The organism is Actinopolymorpha alba DSM 45243 (assembly GCF_000373925.1).
GTDB classification, from domain to species: Bacteria; Actinomycetota; Actinomycetes; order Propionibacteriales; family Actinopolymorphaceae; genus Actinopolymorpha; species Actinopolymorpha alba.
This window is the reverse complement of the sequence record NZ_KB892783.1, coordinates 30,563-51,444: the sequence shown is the minus strand read 5'-3', so window position 1 is coordinate 51,444 and position 20,882 is coordinate 30,563. Positions and strand designations below refer to the sequence as shown.

Genomic DNA, 20,882 nt, shown 5'->3' with positions numbered 1-20,882 from the left:
TCCCCAAAAGGAAAGAGCTGCGCACCGTCTTCCTGATCCCCACCTGACACCCTCAATTGGACGCCTTTTCCCACATCGCTCACCACGACAGTCTTCAGCTAACGCAGCAGTGGGCGGTTTGAAGCCACCCCCCGCACGGGCGACTCCGAAGGGCCAACCTTCATCTCCTGCACAGCACCGCCATCCAGAACCCGTACCTACATCCAGGCTCCTTCCCGCGTCCGTGACGCACTCACCTTCAAGATCTCGGCTTCGATATGCAGCCGCAGCAGCCCCGCGCGGAGCTTCAACACCTCGGGGAAGATCGCCGCATCCACCGCCGCACGATCAGCCGGGGGTAGAAGGGAGAGCCGGTCGGCGATCGTCCGGACCTCAGAAAACTCGAGGTCGCCGCGTTCCAACGCCTGCCGGATGTTCGGCAGGTCGGTCAGGGTGAGGGCGATCAGCATGAACTGATCAGCGCGGTAGTTGGTCCACCCCAACAAAGGCGCCAACATCTCAGCCGTCTGCGGCTCCGGCCGAGCTGACCGTTCAGGCTCGTCGTCTTTGAAGCACGGCGGGCAATGCGCCAACGCACCAGTCACATCAAGACTCAGCGACTCGGCCCAGCAGGCAAGCTTCCGCGCGGCCTTAAGCAGCACCCCAAGCTCATACCCATTACACGCCGACCGGTCGATGCCAGCGAATGCCACCGCCAACTCCGGACCGGGAAGCATGTCGCCAAAACCGGGCGGGAGCGGTGAGATCCGCACACCATCACCGTCGCTCATGCGTTCGATCCTACCCCGTCAAGATCATTGAAACAACCGGTGGCAGCTGCCAAACACCCTTATTTTAAAGCGGCCTGACGACCATCATGGAAACCCGCATAAGCCATTGTGTCCGAGGTGGATTCGATAAGTCCCTTGCGAATATCCACAGCTAATGCACGGTAAATATCCCCAGGGGGCTTCTAGCTATCCACCGAAATCTCGATATCCACAGGCCGGTAAGCGCGGCTGCGTCGAATTCTGGTATGTCAGCCCGCCATTTCAATTTCTGTGCGCGGGCTCGGCCAGCAATACGACTGCTCCCTGGTCCGTTCGCGTGACGATGAGCGTGACAGCACGCTGCCCGCGGGCGCCGAGTCGTTTCCGCAGGGTCTCCGGGTCGATGTCGACACCGCGCTTCTTGACGGTGACCGTGCCGGCGTCCCGCGCTCGCAGTGCGCGCTTGATCGTCTTGAGGTCGTACGGCAGGACTTCCTCGACGCGGTACGCAGTCGCGAACGGCGTTGCCACGAACTGGTCGGACGTGAGGTAGGCGATCTTCGGATGGAGCAAGGCGCCGTCGATAAGTGGGGCCACGGCCGTGACAAGACCGGCCCGGATCACGGCGCCGTCGGGTTCGTAGACGTACGCCCGTGGCGACGCCACCGGGACGCCGCCAACCCCATCGCGGCCACCCGAGTCCACGCCACCGCCATCCGCCCCACCGCCATCCGCCGCACCGGGATCATCGGCGTCCGTCAGTGACCAGACCTCGACTGGCCTCGGCGTCGCCAGCAAGGTGGCGCCGCCGCGCCCCACCCGCACGCCCGCCGAGTCCGACCGCACCAGCACCGTGGCGCGTCGGCGTACTCCCGCCCCACTCGCGAGCGCACCGGACCACAGCGCCGCCTCCTTGACCTCGCCGCCTTCGCTGATCCACTCGGCTTCAACCCCGGCAGGTATGAGCCGGTGCGGGATGATCGGGGCGGTTTTGACGCAGGCGGTGCCACCCAGGAGGTCGAGCACGAACGACCACGGCGGCGAGTAGTCCGCGGGATCGAAGACCCGCCCACGGGCGGACCGCCGGGCGGGATCGGCGATCACCCGCCCGTACGCCGAGCGGTCGAACGTCGTCACGTCGGCGAGTTCGACGCTGGCCTGGTCTGACAGATCGAACGCGGCCAGGTTGGCCCGGGCGATCTCGACCGTCAAGGGATCCTTGTCGACGCCGGTGACCTGGCAGCCGGACCGTGCCAGCGCGATCAGGTCTCCGCCGATCCCGCAGCAGAGGTCGGCCACCGGCGCCGCGGTGGGTCCGGAACCCCCGGCCGGCGACGCCTGGTTGATCCGCTGGGCGCGGTACGCCGCCACCGCCGCGGTCGTCGCCTGCTCGAAGCCGTCCCGCGTGAAGAACATCCGCTCCGCGTCCGAGCCCCACTTCGCCCGGGCGCGCCGCCGCAGGGCGACCTGGGTCAGGGCCGCGGCCACCAGGTCGGGGGCGTTCAGCCGGCGCAGCCGGGTGGCGAGCGCGACCGCGGTGCGTTCGTCGTACTCCGTCCCCACCTCGGTGAACAGGTCATCGCCGGCGGGGGTGAGCAGCGCCCGGAACATCTCGAGATCCACGCGGGCAGTCCTCCTTCGCGGGTTGCGGCGCCCATCGAACTCGCCCAGCGACGTTGTACGCCGTCCACTCGGACGCCCGTCGAGGCGGCCGTTGTCGATCTTGGTTGGCGTTCGGATGCGGTCGAACGCCGCGACACGATCCAGGTTGTCTGGCACTCAGGTTGACCGAGTGCTAAGGACCGCCTAGATTCGTCGTTGGCACTCTCGACCTTAGGGTGCCAACGAACCAGCCCGCGACGAGGCGGCCGGCGCCCGCGACGACGGTACGCCCGAGTCGCTCCATACGGTGAAAGCACAAACCGTGACATCCCGTGAAGGGGGAGGTCAGCAAGTGTCGGTCTCCATCAAGCCGCTCGAGGACCGCATCGTCGTCAAGGCTCTCGAAGCCGAGGAAACGACGGCGTCCGGGCTCGTCATTCCCGACACCGCGAAGGAGAAGCCCCAAGAGGGCGAGGTCCTTTCGGTCGGACCGGGACGCATCGACGACAAGGGCAACCGCGTCCCGCTGGACGTCAAGGTCGGCGACAAGGTCATCTACAGCAAGTACGGCGGCACCGAGGTGAAGTACGCCGGCGAGGAGTACCTCATCCTGTCCGCTCGTGACGTCCTCGCCATCGTCGAGAAGTAATTCCACCGGTTCGCTTTGCACGTCCCGCGGTCACCCAGGCCGCAAGAGCAAACCGTTGACCTGACGACTAGCACCGCCCCGGCGGCCACACTGGTTGGGGCCCCCGGGGCGGCGTCGCGGAAGGACCTAAAGACCAATGCCGAAGATCCTGGAGTTCGACGAGAACGCCCGGCGCGCGCTCGAGCGCGGCGTCGATGCTCTCGCGAACACCGTCAAGGTGACGCTGGGCCCCAAGGGCCGCAATGTCGTCATCGACAAGAAGTGGGGCGCCCCGACCATCACCAACGATGGTGTGACGGTCGCCCGTGAGGTGGAGCTCGAGAACCCGTTCGAGAACCTCGGCGCTCAGCTCGTCAAGGAAGTCGCCACCAAGACCAACGACATCGCCGGTGATGGCACCACGACGGCGACGGTGCTCGCTCAGGCGATGGTGCACGTCGGTCTGCGCGCGGTCGCGGCGGGCGCCAACCCGATGGCGCTGAAGAAGGGCATCGACCAGGCGGTCGAGGCCATCAACTCCACGCTGCTGAAGCAGGCCAAGCCGGTCGACACCAAGGACGAGATGGCCCACGTGGCCACGATCTCGGCCCAGGACGCCCAGATCGGCCAGCTCATCGCTGAGGCGTTCGACAAGGTCGGCAAGGACGGTGTCATCACCGTCGAGGAGTCCAACACTCTCGGTACCGAACTCGAGTTCACCGAGGGTATGCAGTTCGACAAGGGCTTCATCTCGCCGAACTTCGTCACGGACGCCGAGCGCCAGGAGGCTGTCCTCGAGGACCCCTACATCCTCATCAACTCGGGCAAGATCTCCTCGATGGCCGACCTGCTTCCGTTGCTGGAGAAGGTCGTCCAGTCGGGCAGGCCGCTGCTGATCATCTCCGAGGACGTCGAGGGTGAGGCACTCGCCACCCTGGTCGTCAACAAGATCCGCGGCATCTTCACCTCGGTCGGGGTGAAGGCGCCCGGGTTCGGTGACCGCCGTAAGGCGATGCTCGAGGACATCGCGGCCCTGACCGGCGGTCAGGTCGTGTCTCCCGAGATCGGCCTCAAGCTCGACCAGGTGGGTCTCGAGGTTCTCGGGACCGCGCGTCGCGTCGTCGTCACCAAGGACGACACGACGATCATCGACGGTGCCGGCGCTGCTGACGCCGTCGCTGGCCGGATCGCGCAGATCCGGGCCGAGATCGAGCAGACCGACTCCGACTGGGACCGCGAGAAGCTCCAGGAGCGGCTCGCGAAGCTGGCCGGCGGTGTCTGCGTGATCAAGGTTGGCGCGGCCACCGAGGTCGAGCTCAAGGAGAAGAAGCACCGGATCGAGGACGCCGTGTCCGCGACCCGGGCGGCGATCGAGGAGGGCATCGTCACCGGTGGTGGCGCCGCTCTCGTCCACGCCGCGGCCGCTGTCGAATCCGAGCTTCCGACCAGCGGTGACGAGAAGGTCGGTGCCAACCTGGTCCGGACCGCGGCGGTCGAGCCGCTGCGGTGGATCGCCGAGAACGCCGGCCGCGAGGGCTACGTCGTCGTGGAGAAGGTCCGCGAGGCTGGCCCTGGCAAGGGCTACAACGCCGCCACCGGTGAGTACGGCGACCTGCTCGCGCAGGGTGTCATCGACCCGGTGAAGGTCACCCGCTCGGCGCTCGCCAACGCGGCGTCGATCGCGGCAATGCTGCTCACCACCGAGACGCTCGTCGTGGAGAAGCCGGAGGAGCCGGAGCCGGCTCCCGCCGGTGCGGGCCACGGTCACGGTCACTGAGCCGCGTTCCAACGGTACGAAAGTCGAAAGGGCCTGGTTCTTCCGCGGAAGAACCAGGCCCTTTCGCATTCCTTGAATCCCGCGATATCAGCGCGGCGCCTCACATCACGGCCTTCGTGTCGGAGACGGCGCGTTATCGTGCGGCCTAGCCCCAGCGGAAGCCAGGGAGCAGGTAGCGGCCGGCCAGGTGGTCCGTCTTGCGGGCCTTGGTGGCAAGCTCGCATTCGCCTTGGAGCGTGCAACGGGCGATGGCGTTTTTGGGATTGGTTAGGTCCTGATATGCGTCCGCGACGAAGAGAATGCTGCCATCGGGCTCCCAGGTTGGCGCCTCGAAGCGGAGGAGCCCGCTGATCTCGAGCACCGTACGGCTTTCCTTGAGGTCGAAGATGACCGCCTTCCCGGTGTCGCGTTTGGTTTCGTAATTGGTCTCGTACGTGGTGCCGAAGACGTATCGCCCGTCTGGCGAGACCGACATCACCTCGGCCCCGTCGAAGTCGCAGCCGTCCCACAACCGACGACTGTTGCCGGCTATGTCAATCACGCCTTGGCAGTCCATCCCGGTGTGCTCTGGAGCAGGCTGGACCTCGGTTAGGAGCAACTCGCCGCCGTTTGTTCTGTGGGAACGCAGGGCTCCCTTGACGGTGGAGATCTCGTCGGTCTCAGGGTCCCAGAGTTCGGTCGTACCTTTGTCCGACCTCTGCTCGGTCACGGCCACCAGGTCTCCAAGGAAGCCCACCGGATAAGGGAACCGCGGGTCGACATCCGCGCGATGCAGCACCTTGCCGGTGATGCCGTCGACAATTGCCAGCGACGTCCCGCTTGGCTGGTCACCAGCCATCCCTGCCCAGGCGAGGAGACGGCCATCACCCGAAACCACCGGGAAAGTCACCTCTGGGAGAGTCTTCCGCACTGCCCCATCGGAGGCGATCAAGGTCGTACGACTCGTGCTGTCGCCGATTCCCTCGCAGCAGCCCACCTCGACGACATAACCGCCTGCAGTGGGGACGAAGGTCAGGTCTCCGCCATCCTTGACCCCGGCCACAGGGGCGGTCTGGTTGCCGTCACGGATCACGCCGTCGTCGTACCACGGCACCTTGGGCGCTTCGCCCCTCGGCAGCTTGTCGAGGTCGAGGGTGACCTTGACCGGCGTCGCGCGTCCCGATGGCCGCGGCGCCGGCGACTGTGTGCCGGCTGGACCGACGTGGGTCTTGCTGGTCGTACGCAGATCCAGCACGTCGAGCCCGACCGGAATCGCGACGGCGAGCGCCACACAGGCGACCCCGGCGATGATGCGGCGGCGGATCCGGATCCGCCGGGCCTCGCGGTAGGCGACCTGCGCGAACGGCCGGTCAGATGCGCCGACCTGATCGGCGTGGCGTCGCAACGAATCGGTGAACAGCTGCTCGGTCGTGGGCATCAGGCGGCTCCTTCCTCGGCGGTGACGCGGCTCGAGGGCTCACCCAGCTCGGCGTACCTCGCCCGTAGTGCGGCGATCGCGCGGCTGGTCTGGCTCGCGACTGTCCCGACCGAGCAGCCCAGCGTCGCGGCGATCTCCGCCGGGCTCAGGTCCTCGTAGAAGCGGAGGACGACAATCGCGCGTTGTCGTGGCGGGAGGGTGCGGACGAGATCCCAGACCTCGTCACGATCGGCGAGGTCGATAGGGGAGTCAGCCGGTCGCTCGGGCAGGTCGGCCGTGCTGCGTTCGGTACGTCGCCAGGCGCGGCGCCACCAGCTGGTGTGCTCGTTGACCATGGTGCGGCGTACGTACGCGTCGACGGCGTTCCGCTCGCGGATCCGGTGCCAGGCGAGGAACGTGCGGGTCAGCGTCGCCTGCACCAGATCCTCGGCGTCGTGTCGGTCTCCGGTGAGCAGGTACGCCGTCCGGACCAGCACGTGCTTGCGGGCGGCAACGTACGCGTTGAACTCCTCCGCCACGTCGGTCACGGGCCGTCCTCCTCTCTCGATGCGCCGGTGGACAAGATGGTCATGCCTGAGGGACGCGACGATCGGGTCATTTCTTGCATCCACTGACTGACGAATCCAATCGGCTGCGGCAGACGCCTTGCGAGCGTCTTACTCGCGCCCGTATAGTCGCAGACGAGTAATCGTCAACGAGGTTAGTGGCTGATGGTGGGTTGGCGAGGTCAGCGAGTCTGATCGACGACCTGGTCGGCGAGGTCAGCTGAGCGAGGTGGTCCCGATGGCACGGCGGCGCAAGGTGGGCAACCTGCTGGCCCTCGCTGTGCTCTCGACGGTTGCTGAGCGGCCAATGCACCCGTATGAGATGGCGTCCCTTCTCCGCGCCCGCGGCAAGGAGCAGGACATGAACATCAAGTGGGGCTCCTTCTACACCGTCGTACGAAACCTCGAAAAGCACGGCATGCTCGAGGCGGTCGAGAGCGTCCGGCAGGGCGCCCGGCCGGAGCGGACCATCTACCGGATCACCGACGCCGGCCGCGACGAACTCCTCGACTGGGTCCGCGAACTCATCTCCACGCCCGAGCCGGAGAAGCCAAGGTTCGAAGCCGGCCTCTCCGTGCTGCCCGTCCTCCCTCCGGAGGAGGCGACGACTCTGCTCCAGCAACGGCTCCGCCAACTCGAGGCGGAGATCGCCGCGCAGAAGGAGTCGCTGGAGCGCTGCGCCGGCGAGATTCCACGACTGTTCCTGGTGGAGGTGGAGTACGACCTCGCGATCCGCGAGGCGGAGGCCACCTGGGTTCGCTCTCTCATCGCTGACCTCACGGCCGGCTCGTTCCCTGGGCTCGCGAAATGGCGGGCCTGGCATGAGACCGGGGAGATCCCCGATGAGCTGGCTGAACTCGCCGAGAGGGGCCGCCCACCCGACTGAGCTGAGCGGTGAACGCCCCAACGCTGGACAGGCAACCCAAGCGCCAGGCACACAACAGAAAATGAAGGACCTCGGCGGGGTGCGGGAACACCGCCGCCAAGGTCCTCAGACCTCGAACCGAACTCGCGCGAGCGGCGCCCGGTCACAAGGTGGCAACCGCAAGGATAGCTGGGCGCTAGTCGCGGGCCGGTTCGGACAACCCTGAATCCGAACCCGGAGGACCCGCATGAAGACCGTGAAAGACGTTGCCCAGAAGCGCTTCCGCATGCCGTCGATGGAGGGAAGGACGGCACGGTGGTACGCCCAGATTCGGGGTACGGCGATCCAGCGGGAGGTGTATCGCCGGCAGGCCGCGGAGTTCGGCGCCAACCTGCCGACCGGCGCCGACATCCTCGAGGTGGCGCCCGGCCCTGGATTCTTCGCGATCGAGCTCGCCCGCCTCGGGTCGTTCCGCGTGACCGGGCTGGACATCAGCCGTTCATTCGTGGACATCGCGAGTGAGAACGCCCGGCAGGCGGGGGTGAGCGTCGACTTCCAGCACGGCACGGTGGAGAGCATGCCGTTCGGCTCCGAGTCGTTCGACGTGATCGTCTGCCAGGCCGCGTTCAAGAACTTCATCCGGCCGATCAAGGCCCTCGACGAGATGCATCGCGTCCTACGCCCCGGCGGAACCGCGGTGATCCAGGACATGAACCACGAGTCCTCTGGCGCCGCCATCGACGAGGAGGTCGCGCGGATGGGTCTGAGTCCGCTCAACGCCTTCATGACCAGGCGGAGCCTCGGGATGCTCCGGCTCCGAGCCCTGTCGTCGGCGCAGTTCGAAGGCCTTGCCGCCGACAGCGCCTTCCGTACCTGTTCCGTCCAGGCGGAGGGGATCGGTCTGGAGGTACGCCTGCAGAAGCCGGCCGCGAGCTGAGCGCAGCGAGCCGCCCCGTGCTGGGCGTCGTGGGGCGGAATGATCACGTATACGTGGTCATTACCAGCTTCACGTGGCATCGACGCCATGTGAAGCAACCAATGACCACGTATACGTGATCATTCCGCGCGCGATGTCCGGATGCTGGAGCGTCGACGCCGTCCGATGGCTCGATGGGTGACAATGACGTCTGATGTCAGAACAGATCACCCTCCGGTCAATCGGCGTTCGGGTGTATCTCCCATCCCTGCTCTACGGCATCGGCCAGGGTGCGATCGCACCCATCGTCGCGCTGTCCGCGCGTGACCTCGGCGCCTCCGTCGGCGTTGCCGGTCTCGTGGTCGCGGCGGCGGGCGCCGGGCAGCTGATCGGCGACCTACCGGCTGGCGCGCTCGCCGGCCGGATCGGGGAACGCCGGGCGATGCTCGCCGCCACCGGGCTGGTGATCGCCGCACTGGCGGCCTGCCTGTTCGCAGGATCGCTGTGGGTCCTCGGAGTCGGGATCTTCTGTACGGGCCTGGCTGCGGCGGTGTGGGGACTGGCCCGCCAGGCGTACCTCGCCGAGGTCGTGCCGTTCCACCTGCGTGCCCGCGCGATGTCCACCCTGGGCGGCGTCCAACGGATCGGTGCCTTCCTCGGGCCGTTCCTTGGCGCGGGAGCGGTCCACCTCTGGGGCACCGACAGCCCGTACGGACTCCACATCGTGGCCGCGGTGATCGCCGCGGGCCTACTTCTCACCCTGCCCGATCCGCCCGGTCGGGCGCAGCTCTCCGAGCAACCCGCCAAGGGCTCGGTGCGGACGTTGGAGGTGGCGAGGGCCCACCTGTCGGTGTTGCGCACCCTGGGCATGGCCACCCTGATGGTCGGTGCCGTCCGCGCGTCCCGGCAGGTCGTGATCCCGCTGTGGGCCGACACGATCGGACTGGACGCCGCGACCACCAGTCTGATCTTCGGGGTGGCCGGCGCCGTCGACATGCTGCTCTTCTATCCCGCCGGCAAGGTGATGGACCGCGTGGGCCGGGCCTTCGTCGCCGTACCCTCGATGCTCGTCCTCGGCGTGGCCCACCTCCTGCTGCCGCTCACGCACAGCGCGCAGACCCTCGCCCTGGTCGCCCTGGTGATGGGGTTCGGCAACGGCATCGGGAGCGGCATCATCATGACGCTCGGCGCCGACCTGTCACCGCCGGTCGGGCGTACGGCGTTCCTCGGTGCGTGGCGGCTGTGCTCGGACGCCGGCGGCAGCGCGGGTCCGCTGGTGATCGCCGCTGTCAGCGCATCACTCGCCCTCGCACCCGCCATCGCGCTGATGGGCGGTGTGGGTCTCGTCGGAGCCTGGTTGCTGGGTCGCTGGATCCCGCGGCACGTGCCGACGCCGCAGCGGGCGTGAGCGAGCGAATCATTCAACACAGCGCCGTGAGTGCCTCACGCGCGTCCGCGGCGAAGCGAGGACGCGCATGAGCTGCGTCAAAGCGGGCGGAGTGCACTGGTAAGGCGCATGAACGACAGCGGTGAGCGCACCGCTAGCATGAGGAGACGTTCGCGACCGGAGGAATCATGGAGCCCAATCCCCGGCTGGAAGACGCCGACGTCCCCAACCCCTTCTCCGCCATCGGCCTGACCTACGACGACGTCCTACTCCTGCCGGGACAGTCTGACGTCATCCCCAACGAGATCGACACCACCAGCCGGATTTCCCGGCGAATCAGCGTCCGGATCCCCCTGCTGTCCAGTCCTATGGACACGGTGACCGAGGCGAAAATGGCCATCGCGATGGCCCGGCAGGGCGGTATCGGCGTCCTGCACCGCAACCTCTCCATCGACGACCAGGCCCAGCAGGTCGACCTCGTCAAGCGTTCCGAAGCCGGCATGGTCGCCCAGCCGATCACCATCGGGCCCGACGCGACGATCGGGGAGGCGGACGCGCTGTGCGCTCAGTACCGCATCTCCGGCGTACCCGTCGTCGCTCCCGACCGCCAGCTCCTCGGCATTGTCACCAACCGCGACATGCGGTTCGAAACCGACCGCACCCGGCTGATCCGTGACGTCATGACCACGATGCCGCTGGTGACCGGGCGGGTCGGCATCTCCGCCGACGAGGCGATGGGCCTGCTCCGCCAGCACAAGATCGAGAAGCTGCCGCTCGTCGACGAACGTGACCGGCTTCTGGGGCTCATCACCCTCAAGGACTTCGTCAAGCGCGACCAGTTCCCGCTGGCCACCAAGGACGACTCCGGTCGTCTGCGGGTGGCGGCCGCGGTCGGCTTCTTCGGCGATGGCTGGAAGCGCGTGATGACCCTGGTCGAGGCCGGCGTCGACCTGCTCGTCGTCGACACAGCACACGGGCACACCTCGGGCGTCCTCGACATGATCCGCGCGCTCAAGGCCGAGCCGGCCGCGCGTGACGTCGACGTCATCGGCGGAAACGTCGCGACCCGGGCGGGCGCCCAGGCGATCGTCGACGCCGGCGCTGACGGTGTGCGCGTGGGTGTCGGGCCGGGTTCGATCTGTACGACGCGGGTGGTGGCCGGTGTGGGTGCGCCGCAGGTGACGGCGATCTACGAAGCGTCCCTCGCGGCCCGGCCGGCTGGCGTTCCGATCATTGGCGACGGCGGTCTGCAGTACTCCGGCGACATCGCCAAGGCGATCGTCGCGGGCGCCGACTCGGTGATGCTCGGCTCGCTGCTCGCGGGATGCGAGGAGAGCCCGGGCGACCTGGTCTTCATCAACGGCAAGCAGTTCAAGTCCTACCGCGGCATGGGGTCGCTGGGGGCGATGAGCTCGCGCGGCAAGGCGCAGTCGTTCTCCAAGGACCGCTACTTCCAGGCCGACGTCCCCTCCGACGACAAGCTGGTCCCGCAGGGCATCGAAGGTCAGGTTCCGTTCCGCGGACCGCTCGCCGCGGTGGCGCACCAGCTCGTCGGCGGGTTGCGGCACTCGATGTTCTACGTCGGCGCCCAGACGGTGCCCGAGCTGCAGGCAAAGGGGAAGTTCATCCGCATCACCCCGGCCGGGCTCAAGGAAAGCCACCCGCACGACATCCAGATGACGGTCGAGGCGCCCAACTACTGGGGCCGCTGAGCTTGCGAGCGCGGACGGAGGCCGCCCGTGGTGGGAGGGCCTCGCGGGCGGCCGGTCGGCGTAGGGGAGAATCAAGGCCGTGACCGAGATCGAGATCGGCCGTGGCAAGCGCGGTCGCCGCGCGTACTCCTTCGACGACATCGCGATCGTGCCCAGCCGGCGCACCCGCGACCCCGAGGAGGTGTCGACGGCCTGGCAGATCGACGCCTACCGCTTCGAGATGCCGGTCGTCGCGGCTCCGATGGACTCCGTGATGTCCCCGCAGACCGTGATCGCCCTGGGCCAGAGCGGCGGGTTGGGCGTCCTCAACCTCGAAGGTCTGTGGACGCGGTACGACGACCCGGAGCCGCTGCTCGCGGAGATCGTCGGTCTCGACGCGGCGGCCGCCACGCAGCGGATGCAGGAGATCTACGCCGAGCCGATCAAACCCGACCTGATCGCGGCCCGGCTGGCGGAGATCCGGAACGCCGGGGTCACGGTGGCGGCGGCGCTCTCGCCGTCGCGGACCAAGCAGCTGTGGAAGACCGTCGTCGATGCCGGGGTCGACATCTTCGTGATCCGGGGTACGACGGTCTCGGCCGAGCACGTCTCGCACCAGACAGAGCCGCTCAACCTCAAGCAGTTCATCTACGAGCTCGACGTACCCGTCATCGTTGGCGGCTGCGCGACGTACCAAGCGGCTCTCCACCTGATGCGGACCGGTGCGGCCGGCGTGCTGGTGGGGTTCGGTGGCGGCGCGGCGCACACGACCCGCGGTGTGTTGGGGGTCGCGGTGCCGATGGCCTCGGCCGTCGCCGATGTGGCCGCGGCCCGGCGCGACTACCTCGACGAGTCCGGCGGGCGCTACGTCCACGTGATCGCTGACGGGTCGGTCGGGCGTTCGGGTGACATCGCGAAGGCCGTCGCCTGCGGTGCGGACGCGGTCATGCTGGGGTCGCCGCTCGCGCGTGCGCAGGAAGCACCCGGCCGGGGATTCCACTGGGGGATGGAGGCCCACCACGGCGAGCTGCCGCGTGGCGCCCGGGTCGAGGTCGGCACGATCGGCACGTTGCAGGAGATTCTCTTCGGGCCGTCCCGTATCTCCGACGGCACGATGAACCTCGTCGGCGCTCTGCGTCGGGCGATGGCGACCACTGGGTACACCGAACTCAAGGAATTCCAGCGGATCGAGGTCGTCGTCCAGTAGCGCCCCCGTTCGGGCCAGCTCCGGGCTGGCGCGGCTACGACCTGTCGGTGGTTCCCGGCTCGCCTACCGGGTGGGCCCGGGGCGGACGCGGCAGCACGGAGAGGCTCACCCCGTGGAGCCCGGCCGAGGCCCTTCAGCCGGAGGCCTCTTCAAACCCCTTCACTTCGACAGATCGTGGCATCGTGAAGGGGACGGGAGTCGAGTTGGCGGAGGTGTCTTGCCCTCTTTGGCGACAGACCTCCGCCAAGTCACCGCACCTCGGTGGGCGATCTCGCATGGTGAGCAACTCGAGCCCGATCAAGATCATTTCGGGGAAGCGGCCCACGTATCGCGCGAAACGTGGGCCGCTTCCCCGAAATGATCTTGAGTTAACGCAAGCCGGCACCCCGCTTCATGATCAACTTGCAGAAATCGACCACGATTCGCGCGGGTCGTGGTCAACTTCTGCAAGTTGATCATGGTCTGGGTCATGCTTCAGTCAGATCCAGCAATCCGGTGCGGCGCCGCCAGAGGTTTTACCGGGCCTACTCGATGAGAGGTAGCCCGTCAGCGTGTTCGGTAGGCGGCTGAGCGGTGTCGGATGTCGAGGACGATCACGGCGTGCTTGGTGTCGTCGATCTCGTACAGCACCCGCCAGTCCCGCCCGAGTCGAGCGCTGTAGATGCCGGTCAGTTCCTCACGAAGGGGTTTGCCGACCTGCTGGGGGTTGTCCAGGAGCGGTCCGGTGATGAACTCCACGGCTGCAGCGGCGACGTCAGAGGGTAGCCGCTCGGACAGGGCCCGCCGAGCCGGTGGGGCTGTTCCCAGCTCGTACGGTTGGGTCACGAAACTCGGCGTTGTTTGAGTAGCGCCCGTACGGCGGCTGTGCCGTAAACCACGTCGCCTTCCCGGACAGCTTCGCGTGCCTCAGCGAGTGCTCGTAGGGCGTCAGGATCGGCCTTGATCTCGGCGGTTTCCCGTAGGGCCAGCCAGGTTTCGATGGCAACTACCACCGTCTGGTGCACGCTGCGGTGATCTTCTTTCGCAACGGCGCGGAGTTCGGCCTCCAGTTCGGGCGGAAGCCGTAGCGTCATAGGCATACCGAAACGGTATCATGGCGCACCAGATTGATGCTTTTCTTCACGTACGAAGGGCTAGCCAGCTCCGGGGCCGCTCCCGTCGGGGGCTCGGCTGCTCGCCGAACGACGGCCGGGACGAACGAGGCGAATGACCGAGATCTCGGCGCGGCCTACATCGAGCAGGGTCGGTTCGCTGACGCGGTGCGCCATCTGGAACGTGCTCTGACACACTGCCGTGAAGGCGGAGATCACCTTTGTGGCGCACGGCGCTCGAGCGTCGTCGTGACGAGAGGGCACTCACCACACAGGAACTCGAGCGGATTCTCGCCGCACCCGTTCCCGAGCGGCCAGCGGCTCTCCGCGAGTACTAGAAGCCAACCCTGACCTGGCTTTAGCGATGCTTTAGCGACCTCGTAGAGCCTGCTTGGCGCGCACGCATCGAAGCCGAGGGAAGGCGACAACAACGGTCATGGGCAGTTCCGCGAGCACACGACAGGCCGTCTTGATAGCGCTATCCGTCGCCGCACTCATCACGGTTGGCGTCGTGGCGGTGGCTGTCGCAAACGGCGGCCCGCAGACCGGCGGCCCGACAGCGACCATCACGGTCGCAACGACTGAACCAACAAAGCCGTCGGCACCCGCCGAGAAGAGTCCTGCCGAGAAGAGCCCCGCCGAAACGGCGAGCCCCACCTGCGGACCCAGCGAGACCGGGTGCGGGAAGTACAAACCTGTGAACGACTTGTGTGAGCGGGCCGATTTCTCGGCCATCAAAGCTATCGCCCAGTTCGACGGCAAACTGAAGCAGAACGGCCCACATGGCCCGGAGAGCGCCGTCTACAAGTCGGTGAGTTGTATGGCTCCCGTCACGGGCACCGTTGACGGGCAGCGGGCGAGTGGATATCTCAGGGTTGAGGTTCAATATCTCCCGCATCCGGCGGTAGCTCAATCCACGTACCCACAACAGGTCCGGAGCAGCCTCGGCGAGGCCAAGCGGGTAAGAGAAGTTCTGGGAGACTGGGAGCAGGCCAGGGCCGGCATCGCGGTGAACAGAATCAGCCCGACGGCCAGCCCCACGTACGTCAGGATGGTCCTCCAGGACAGCAATCTGGTGCTCGCCATCGACTTTTCGCTGAGCTCTGTCAACGTCAACGAAAAGGCGTTTTCGGCCGTCCAAAAGACAGCCGAAAGCATCCTGGCTCTTTCTGGCTCCTAGCTAGTCGTCGCGCATTGGCTTTTGGGAAACGAGGTCTGTCAGCATGTACGCCCAACCGCCACAACTCCGCGGGCAATGTCGGTAGGCGGATCGACGAAGGGTTCGGCTTCGTCGGAAAGGCCAAGCGCGGTGATCTGCTGATCCTCTTCGTCATGCGAAAAGGAGGCACGATGGTCGCCATCAGCGCAGACGGCGGGGACCGCGCCCTTCCGTCTGACGTACGCGATGCCGCACTTGGCGCGGTAGCGAGCATGAGATTCGACGAGCGACCTGACGTGGCGACGCCCGTACCATCCACGCGGACGCGACGTTAGCGGAGCTTTAGTGCTGTCCGGCAGGCTGGTGAGATGAGATCATCGTCCCGGCCGGTCATGCGTTCCAAGCCGACCGCCGTTCCCGCGTTGACGGTGCTTGTGGGTGTGTTGGCGGCGGCCGGGTGCGCTGTCGGCGCACCGGAATCTGCGCCGTCTCCCTCCACCACCGCCACCCGGAGCACACCCCCACCGTCGCCGTCGCCCACACCAACGCCGACGGAGTTGTTGCCGGTCTACCGCCTGGCGCAGTGGAAGGTCGAACTCGAGGACGACCCGCAGAAGCAGGGGAGTGGTTGGGCGAGGGGAAATGTCGTCCAGGCGGGCGAGATGTATCTCGTGAGTGCTGGACCGACCCTGGTGGGCCTGGACAAGGACGGCAAGGAGCGCTGGCGGCGCACCTTTCCGAAGGTCGAGTCGGGTCTGAGCAAGGGAGACAACAGCGTCAGCGTCCAGGTGAGCGGCGGTGTCGTGGTCGTGACGTACACACATCCGACCGATGATCGATGGCCGCACCCTGACGTCGTCGAGGCGCTGGACCCGGCGACGGGCGCTCGGCTGTGGAAGCAAACCGCGTCGCCGTACATCACAGTGACCGACCGGACGGTGTTCACGCCGGTGTGCCGGGGGAAGCAGACCGGCCGGTCGGACGACTGCCGGCTCAGTGCGCGGGATCCACGGACCGGGCGGGCCCGCTGGACGGTGGACGCCGAGCATGTGGCGAGGGTCGAGGCCGCGTCCGAGCGGGTGGTGTTGGTGTCGACGAAACCAATGGGCTTCCGCGGCAAGTCGTGGATCACCACGCTCGACGCGTCGACCGGTAGGCGACTGGGTGTACGGGTGGAGACAGCGAAGTTCGGCGGTGGGCTCTACCCGGCGGGAGCCGAGCGGGTCGTGAAGTTCAAAGACCTGGCCGGCGACACCGTGGTCCTGGGCAGCACGGACGAGAAGGGTGACGAGAAGTGCATGGCCGACCTGGAGGGGCGGGATCCGCGTTCGGGTGAGCGCCGGTGGAAGACCACGTTGCAGCTCGCGAAGCCGACGAAGGACGAGACCTGCCGGTACGGCCTGCCCGACGGCATCGACACGACGCTGTTCGCGACGACGGCTGACGGGCGGCCACAGGTGTTCGACCTGCGGAAGGGCAGGACATTGTGGCGTGGGCCCGAAGAGGGCACCATCGTCGCCGGTGATGGGCGGGTCGTGCTGGTCCGCGATGACGAGACCGTCCGGCTCACGGCGTACGACCTGTCGACCAGCAAGGCGCGTTGGAGTGTCGCCGGTCCCTCGGTCGGCGACCGCACCTTTGTCAGGGCCCAGCTGCTCGAGGACCGGCTCCTGCTGTGGGAGAGCGGGTGGTCCACCTGCGCGTCCAAGTTGCCGGCAGGGCGACGTTCCGACGGCTGTGCCGACGTGTTCGATCTCGCCGACGGTACGAAGACGCTGACGACCGAAGGTGCTCCGGCCGGCTCCGGTCCGGGCTGGGTCATCGCCCGGCAGCGCACCAAGTCTGGCGGTGCCTTCTCCCTCTACACCACCAACTGATCACCAAAGCGATCGCGCACAGCCAATGAGGCGCTCCCATACCTGGAGCAGGCGGTCACGGTGCTCGAGCCGCGAGGTTCTCGGCGACCGTGGCCGCCACCTGGGTCCGATCGCTGTCGGCATCGGCCAGAACCGAGACAATCACGCGGTCGACCCGCAACCTGATCGTGGCGGCGTCCGTTTGGTACGCCTCGTCGGCGTCAGGGACCTCGACGCGGGGGTACGTCGGGTGCGCCGGACCACCGAAGATGTCGGCGGCGAGCTGCTCGGTGGCACCGACCCATTCGACCTTGACGGTGGCGTAGGTGGAGTTCGGCAGCATGGCCTCGCACCTGGTCCAGGGGATGACAGCATCATCGATGGTCGTGCGTCCCGTGGGGGTCCTCTTCGGCTTGGCCTGGTGGGTCGGCACTCCGTCGAGCAACGCACACGGGTCGGGCCATTCGTCGGGCCGCACCCCGCCAAGGGCAATCGGCTCCCTGACCGGGCCCCGGTCCTTCGGGGCGTACGACGCAATCGTCGCGGCGCCGACAGGGCCGCGCTGGAGGGTGAACACCCTTCCGCCGGCAACCGCCAAAACGTCCGGCCTATCGCTCGCCGTGTCACTGCCGATCGGCAACGGCGACTGGGTGAACGTGCCGTCGTGGCTGGTGGTCAGCGCCAACGGCAGCAGGTCGTAGTCGTCGTCACCGCGGATCCTGCCTTCCAGCGGTTGGATGGCGTGGAGCCGGCCACCGGCCATCTCCCACCTGGGATACGGATCGAGCGGCGTCTGTGTCGTCCGGCCGGAGCGCAGGTCGACGGTGACCGCGATCCGGGTCCTGGACGAGCCCCCCTCGTCCTCGGTGAGCACCACGACAGCCTGCCCTGCGGCGGTGAAGAGTTGGCAGGGTTCGAGAGTCATGCAGTCGCCCGCCCCGGCCGGAAGACGCAGCCGTCTGCCGTCCGGGCCGATCAGCTCGGGCGCGGCCCCGCGGCGCTGCAACAGCGTGACGCCGTTGCGGAAGTCAGTCTGCGAGTGCGAGTGCCAGGTCACAGACCGGGTCCAACGGGGTTTCCCGGTCTCGGTATCCAGCGCGGCGAGCCCACGTGGTCTGGCGCTGGCTCCCGGATCGCCGCAGGAGAACGTGACCAGGACCAGTTCGTCCTTGCCCGGCGTGCCCTTGGTGGACTCGCAGTTCTCGGTCAGGTCGGCTGCCTGGACTCGCCAACGTTCGTCACCGGTACGTGCGTCGACACCGATCGGGTCCCAGTTTTCTCCAGACCGGACGACCACGATCCCTCCGGCGGCCATCCCGGTCTCGCCGGAGTCAGTCATTCCGTCGCTCGGGGGATGCCACGGCTCGCGGTTCTCCCACAGCAGCTTGCCGGTGCTGGCCTCGAGACCGACCGTGTGGCGGACGTCCTCCTCCCACGCCTCGGAGTCGTTCGCCGTACCACTGAGCACCACCAGCACACCGTCCGTCGAGGCGATCCGCTCGACCTCGCGACCCGGCTCGCGGTAGTGCCAGCTCGGCTTGCCCGTCCGCGCGTCGTACGCCCGCACACCAGACCACCTGCCGGTCACGACGATCTGACCGTCGACCAGCTGGAAAGTGGGATCACGATCAATGTCGTCGGAAGTATCGACCCTGGTCTGCCAGAGCCTCTCGAGCTGGCCGGGGGTCGGGCTCCTGTCGGCCAACGGACTCACCGCCGCCGCCGCCGTCGTGTGCTCGACCTCGAACTCAGCCTCTTCTCCAGAGCATCCGGCGACTACGACGACGGCCACGCACACGGCGCCCGCGATCCAGCGCATCCCCATGGCCGGCAAGCGTCCACGACGCCGCTAAAGTCGCGCTAAACCCCCGCGAAACCGGGCTGAGGGTCAGAAGCCACTGCGGTGCAGGTTCTCGGCGACTTTGGCCGCCAGGTTCCCGGCACCATCGCCCTCAGAGACCCGGACCGAGACAATCACGCGGCCGACCCGCAGCATGATCGTGCTGAACGTGCGTTTGCTCGTTCGGTATGCCTCGTCGGCACCGGGTACGTCGACGCGGTGGTACGCCGGATTCGTCGGACCAGCGACGATGTCGGCGGCGATCTGCTCGGTGGCACCCACCCATTCGACGGACACGTCCGCTGGGGTGGAGCTCGGCAGCATGGCCTCGCACGTGGTCCAGGGGATGACAGCAGCTCCGACGGCCATACGCCCGGAGGGGGTCTTCTTCGGGGTGCGCGGGTCGGTTCGCACTCCGTCGAGCAAGGCACACGGGTCTGGCCATTCGTCGGGCTGCACCCCGCCAAGGGCGATCGGTTCCCTGACCGGGCCCTTCGGGGCGTACGACGCAACGGTCGCGGTGCCGCCGTCGCGACGCTGGAGGGTGAACACCCGGCCACCCGCGACGGTCAACAGCCTCTGGCGCGCATCCGGTCCGCGGCTGCCGATCGGCAACGGCGCTTGGGTGACCGTCCCGCCCACCTGGCGGATCGTCAGCGCCAACGGCAGCATCGAGAGCGGTTCGAGCTGGTCGATGGTGTGAAGCTGCCCCTCGGCCAGCACCCATTCGCGAATCCCCCCGAACGAGATCTGCGTCGTCCGACCAGAACCTAGATCGATAGTGGTAACGCCAGTGGCAAATGGGACCTTGCTCCGCGTGTCGTGGAAGACCAGGACGGCCTTTCCCGCGGCGGCGAAGAGCTGGCAGGGCCTGGCCATGCAGTCGGTCGCCCCGGCCGGAAGGCCCAGCCGCTTGCCATCCGGACCGATCAGCTCGGGCGCGGCATCGCGGTCACCCTGGAACAGCGCGACCCCGTTGCGGAATTCAACCTGCGAACCCGAAGTCGCCGACCGGATCCAACGCGGCTTTCCGTTCTCGGCATCCAGCGCGGCGAGCACCGTACGGCGGGGCGACGAGGCCACCGCCGGCTCTTCGCAGTCGAGCACGACCAGGACCAGCTCACCCTTGCCCGGCGTACCTTCGGTCGGCTCGCAGTTCTCCGCCAGGTCAGCAACGTGGACGGTCCAACGTTTGTCACCGGTACGTACGTCGACACCGATCCGGTCCGAGTCATCCCGAGACCGGACGACCACGATCCCGCCGGCGGCCATCCCGGTCTCTCCCGAGCGAATCACTCCGTCGCTCGGGGGGTACCACTGCTCGCTGTTCTCCCACAGCAGCTTTCCGGTGCTGACCTCGAGACCCACCAGGTGCCGGACCTTCTCCACAGCCTCGGAGTCGCTCGCCGGGTCGCTGACGGCCACCAGCACACCGTCGGTCGAGGCGATGCCGTCGACCTCGCGACCCGGCTCGCGGTAGTGCCAGCTCGGCTTGCCCGTCCGCGCGTCGTACGCCTGCACGCCAGACTTGCTGGTCGCCACGATCCGACCACCGATCAGCTGAACAGCCGACCGAACATAGGTATCGGTGCCGTCGGTGTCGTCGGCCAGGTCGATCTCGGTCTGCCAGACCTTCTCGAACGGACCCAGGCGCGGACTCTTGTCGGCCAACGGATTCACCGCGGCCGCCGTCTTGTGCTCCACCTCGAACTCAACGCCTCGTCCAGAGCACCCGGCCAGAACAANAACAACCACGCACATGGCACCCGCGATCCATCGCATCCCCATGACCGGCAAGCGTCCACGACGCCGCTAAACCCCTACTAAACCGGCCCGGGACCGGCGAGGTCGCGGAACCGACCAGAGGGTCGGCCGTTATGAAGCTCGTACATCGCGGCCACCTTGTACGGCAACCTGATCGGCGAGCGGGTAGAGCCGCATCGGGGGAGGGGTTCGACGTCGTCGATCTGCACCGGTAGCTGTGTGTGCGGCACCTCGACGTCTCCTCGCGACTTTGTGCGGTGTCGTGGACCACAAGGTGGACCTCTTTCGCACGATCGTGCAGTCGAGTTCCTGACCGACCTTCGGCAGCGCAGCGCCCGCGGGGAGGACGTCCGCTCCCTGTGGGGACCAGGACAGACACCCAACTAGG

General features: G+C 67.3%; 17 protein-coding genes. 9 read left to right on the top strand and 8 right to left on the bottom strand.

What is annotated here, in order from left to right; all coding sequences use genetic code 11:
- Positions 1–197: 197 nt before the first annotated feature.
- A complete protein-coding gene (locus tag B141_RS0128530) occupies positions 198–770 on the bottom strand; it encodes a DUF222 domain-containing protein (protein ID WP_020578606.1) in 573 nt (190 codons plus the stop codon).
- A gap of 261 nt (positions 771–1,031) precedes the next feature.
- A complete protein-coding gene (locus B141_RS43320) occupies positions 1,032–2,372 on the bottom strand; it encodes a class I SAM-dependent methyltransferase (protein WP_063828678.1) in 1,341 nt (446 codons plus the stop codon).
- Between the two features lie 331 nt (positions 2,373–2,703).
- Here B141_RS43320 and groES point away from each other — a divergent pair, with 331 nt between their 5' ends.
- Positions 2,704–3,000, top strand: a complete 297-nt coding sequence (groES, locus tag B141_RS0128520; RefSeq protein ID WP_020578604.1) for a co-chaperone GroES — start codon at positions 2,704–2,706, stop codon at positions 2,998–3,000.
- A 136-nt stretch (positions 3,001–3,136) separates the two neighbouring features.
- Complete coding sequence (gene groL, locus B141_RS0128515) at positions 3,137–4,756, top strand: chaperonin GroEL (protein ID WP_020578603.1); 1,620 nt, start codon at positions 3,137–3,139, stop codon at positions 4,754–4,756.
- Positions 4,757–4,901: 145 nt separating this feature from the next.
- On the opposite strand, the gene B141_RS0128510 is transcribed toward groL, so the two are convergent.
- The gene (locus tag B141_RS0128510) at positions 4,902–6,173 is read right to left on the bottom strand and encodes a hypothetical protein (RefSeq protein ID WP_020578602.1); all 1,272 of its coding nucleotides are present in this window, start codon (positions 6,171–6,173) and stop codon (positions 4,902–4,904) included.
- Entirely contained in the window at positions 6,173–6,700 is a 528-nt protein-coding gene (locus B141_RS43315) for a SigE family RNA polymerase sigma factor (protein ID WP_020578601.1), read from the bottom strand. Before B141_RS43315 ends, B141_RS0128510 begins: the two co-directional genes overlap by 1 nt.
- A 256-nt stretch (positions 6,701–6,956) precedes the next feature.
- Here B141_RS43315 and B141_RS0128500 point away from each other — a divergent pair, with 256 nt between their 5' ends.
- From B141_RS0128500 to B141_RS0128480, 5 genes are all read left to right on the top strand, one after another.
- Positions 6,957–7,604, top strand: a complete 648-nt coding sequence (locus B141_RS0128500; protein ID WP_020578600.1) for a PadR family transcriptional regulator — start codon at positions 6,957–6,959, stop codon at positions 7,602–7,604.
- A gap of 226 nt (positions 7,605–7,830) precedes the next feature.
- On the top strand, positions 7,831–8,520 hold the full coding sequence (locus B141_RS0128495; protein WP_020578599.1) for a class I SAM-dependent methyltransferase: 690 nt from the start codon (positions 7,831–7,833) through the stop codon (positions 8,518–8,520).
- A 193-nt stretch (positions 8,521–8,713) separates the two neighbouring features.
- Positions 8,714–9,907 carry an MFS transporter gene (locus B141_RS0128490; RefSeq protein ID WP_020578598.1) on the top strand — a complete coding sequence of 398 codons (1,194 nt, stop codon included), beginning with the start codon at positions 8,714–8,716 and terminating at the stop codon, positions 9,905–9,907.
- A gap of 167 nt (positions 9,908–10,074) precedes the next feature.
- Positions 10,075–11,598: an IMP dehydrogenase gene (gene guaB, locus B141_RS0128485; RefSeq protein WP_020578597.1), complete on the top strand. Its 1,524-nt coding sequence runs from the start codon at positions 10,075–10,077 to the stop codon at positions 11,596–11,598.
- Between the two features lie 79 nt (positions 11,599–11,677).
- Positions 11,678–12,784 carry a GuaB3 family IMP dehydrogenase-related protein gene (locus B141_RS0128480; RefSeq protein ID WP_020578596.1) on the top strand — a complete coding sequence of 369 codons (1,107 nt, stop codon included), beginning with the start codon at positions 11,678–11,680 and terminating at the stop codon, positions 12,782–12,784.
- 546 nt (positions 12,785–13,330) lie between these two features.
- Here B141_RS0128480 and B141_RS0128475 read toward each other — a convergent pair.
- Together B141_RS0128475 and B141_RS0128470 are read right to left on the bottom strand one after the other, a co-directional pair.
- A complete protein-coding gene (locus B141_RS0128475) occupies positions 13,331–13,609 on the bottom strand; it encodes a type II toxin-antitoxin system RelE family toxin (protein ID WP_020578595.1) in 279 nt (92 codons plus the stop codon).
- Positions 13,606–13,863, bottom strand: coding sequence for a ribbon-helix-helix domain-containing protein (locus B141_RS0128470; RefSeq protein WP_157181366.1), 258 nt, complete (start codon positions 13,861–13,863; stop codon positions 13,606–13,608). The genes B141_RS0128475 and B141_RS0128470 overlap by 4 nt, the downstream gene beginning before the upstream one ends.
- A gap of 448 nt (positions 13,864–14,311) precedes the next feature.
- On the opposite strand from B141_RS0128470, the gene B141_RS0128465 reads away from it, so the two are divergent.
- Positions 14,312–15,055 carry a hypothetical protein gene (locus tag B141_RS0128465; RefSeq protein WP_020578593.1) on the top strand — a complete coding sequence of 248 codons (744 nt, stop codon included), beginning with the start codon at positions 14,312–14,314 and terminating at the stop codon, positions 15,053–15,055.
- Positions 15,056–15,402: 347 nt separating this feature from the next.
- Entirely contained in the window at positions 15,403–16,911 is a 1,509-nt protein-coding gene (locus B141_RS0128460) for a PQQ-binding-like beta-propeller repeat protein (protein ID WP_084678582.1), read from the top strand.
- A gap of 55 nt (positions 16,912–16,966) precedes the next feature.
- Here B141_RS0128460 and B141_RS0128455 read toward each other — a convergent pair whose 3' ends face one another.
- Both B141_RS0128455 and B141_RS0128450 read right to left on the bottom strand, forming a co-directional pair.
- Entirely contained in the window at positions 16,967–18,715 is a 1,749-nt protein-coding gene (locus tag B141_RS0128455; RefSeq protein WP_020578590.1) for an outer membrane protein assembly factor BamB family protein, read from the bottom strand.
- 63 nt (positions 18,716–18,778) lie between these two features.
- Positions 18,779–20,491 (bottom strand): outer membrane protein assembly factor BamB family protein, encoded by a 1,713-nt coding sequence (locus tag B141_RS0128450; RefSeq protein ID WP_237742834.1) that lies wholly within the window; start codon positions 20,489–20,491, stop codon positions 18,779–18,781.
- Between the last annotated feature and the right edge of the window lie 391 nt (positions 20,492–20,882).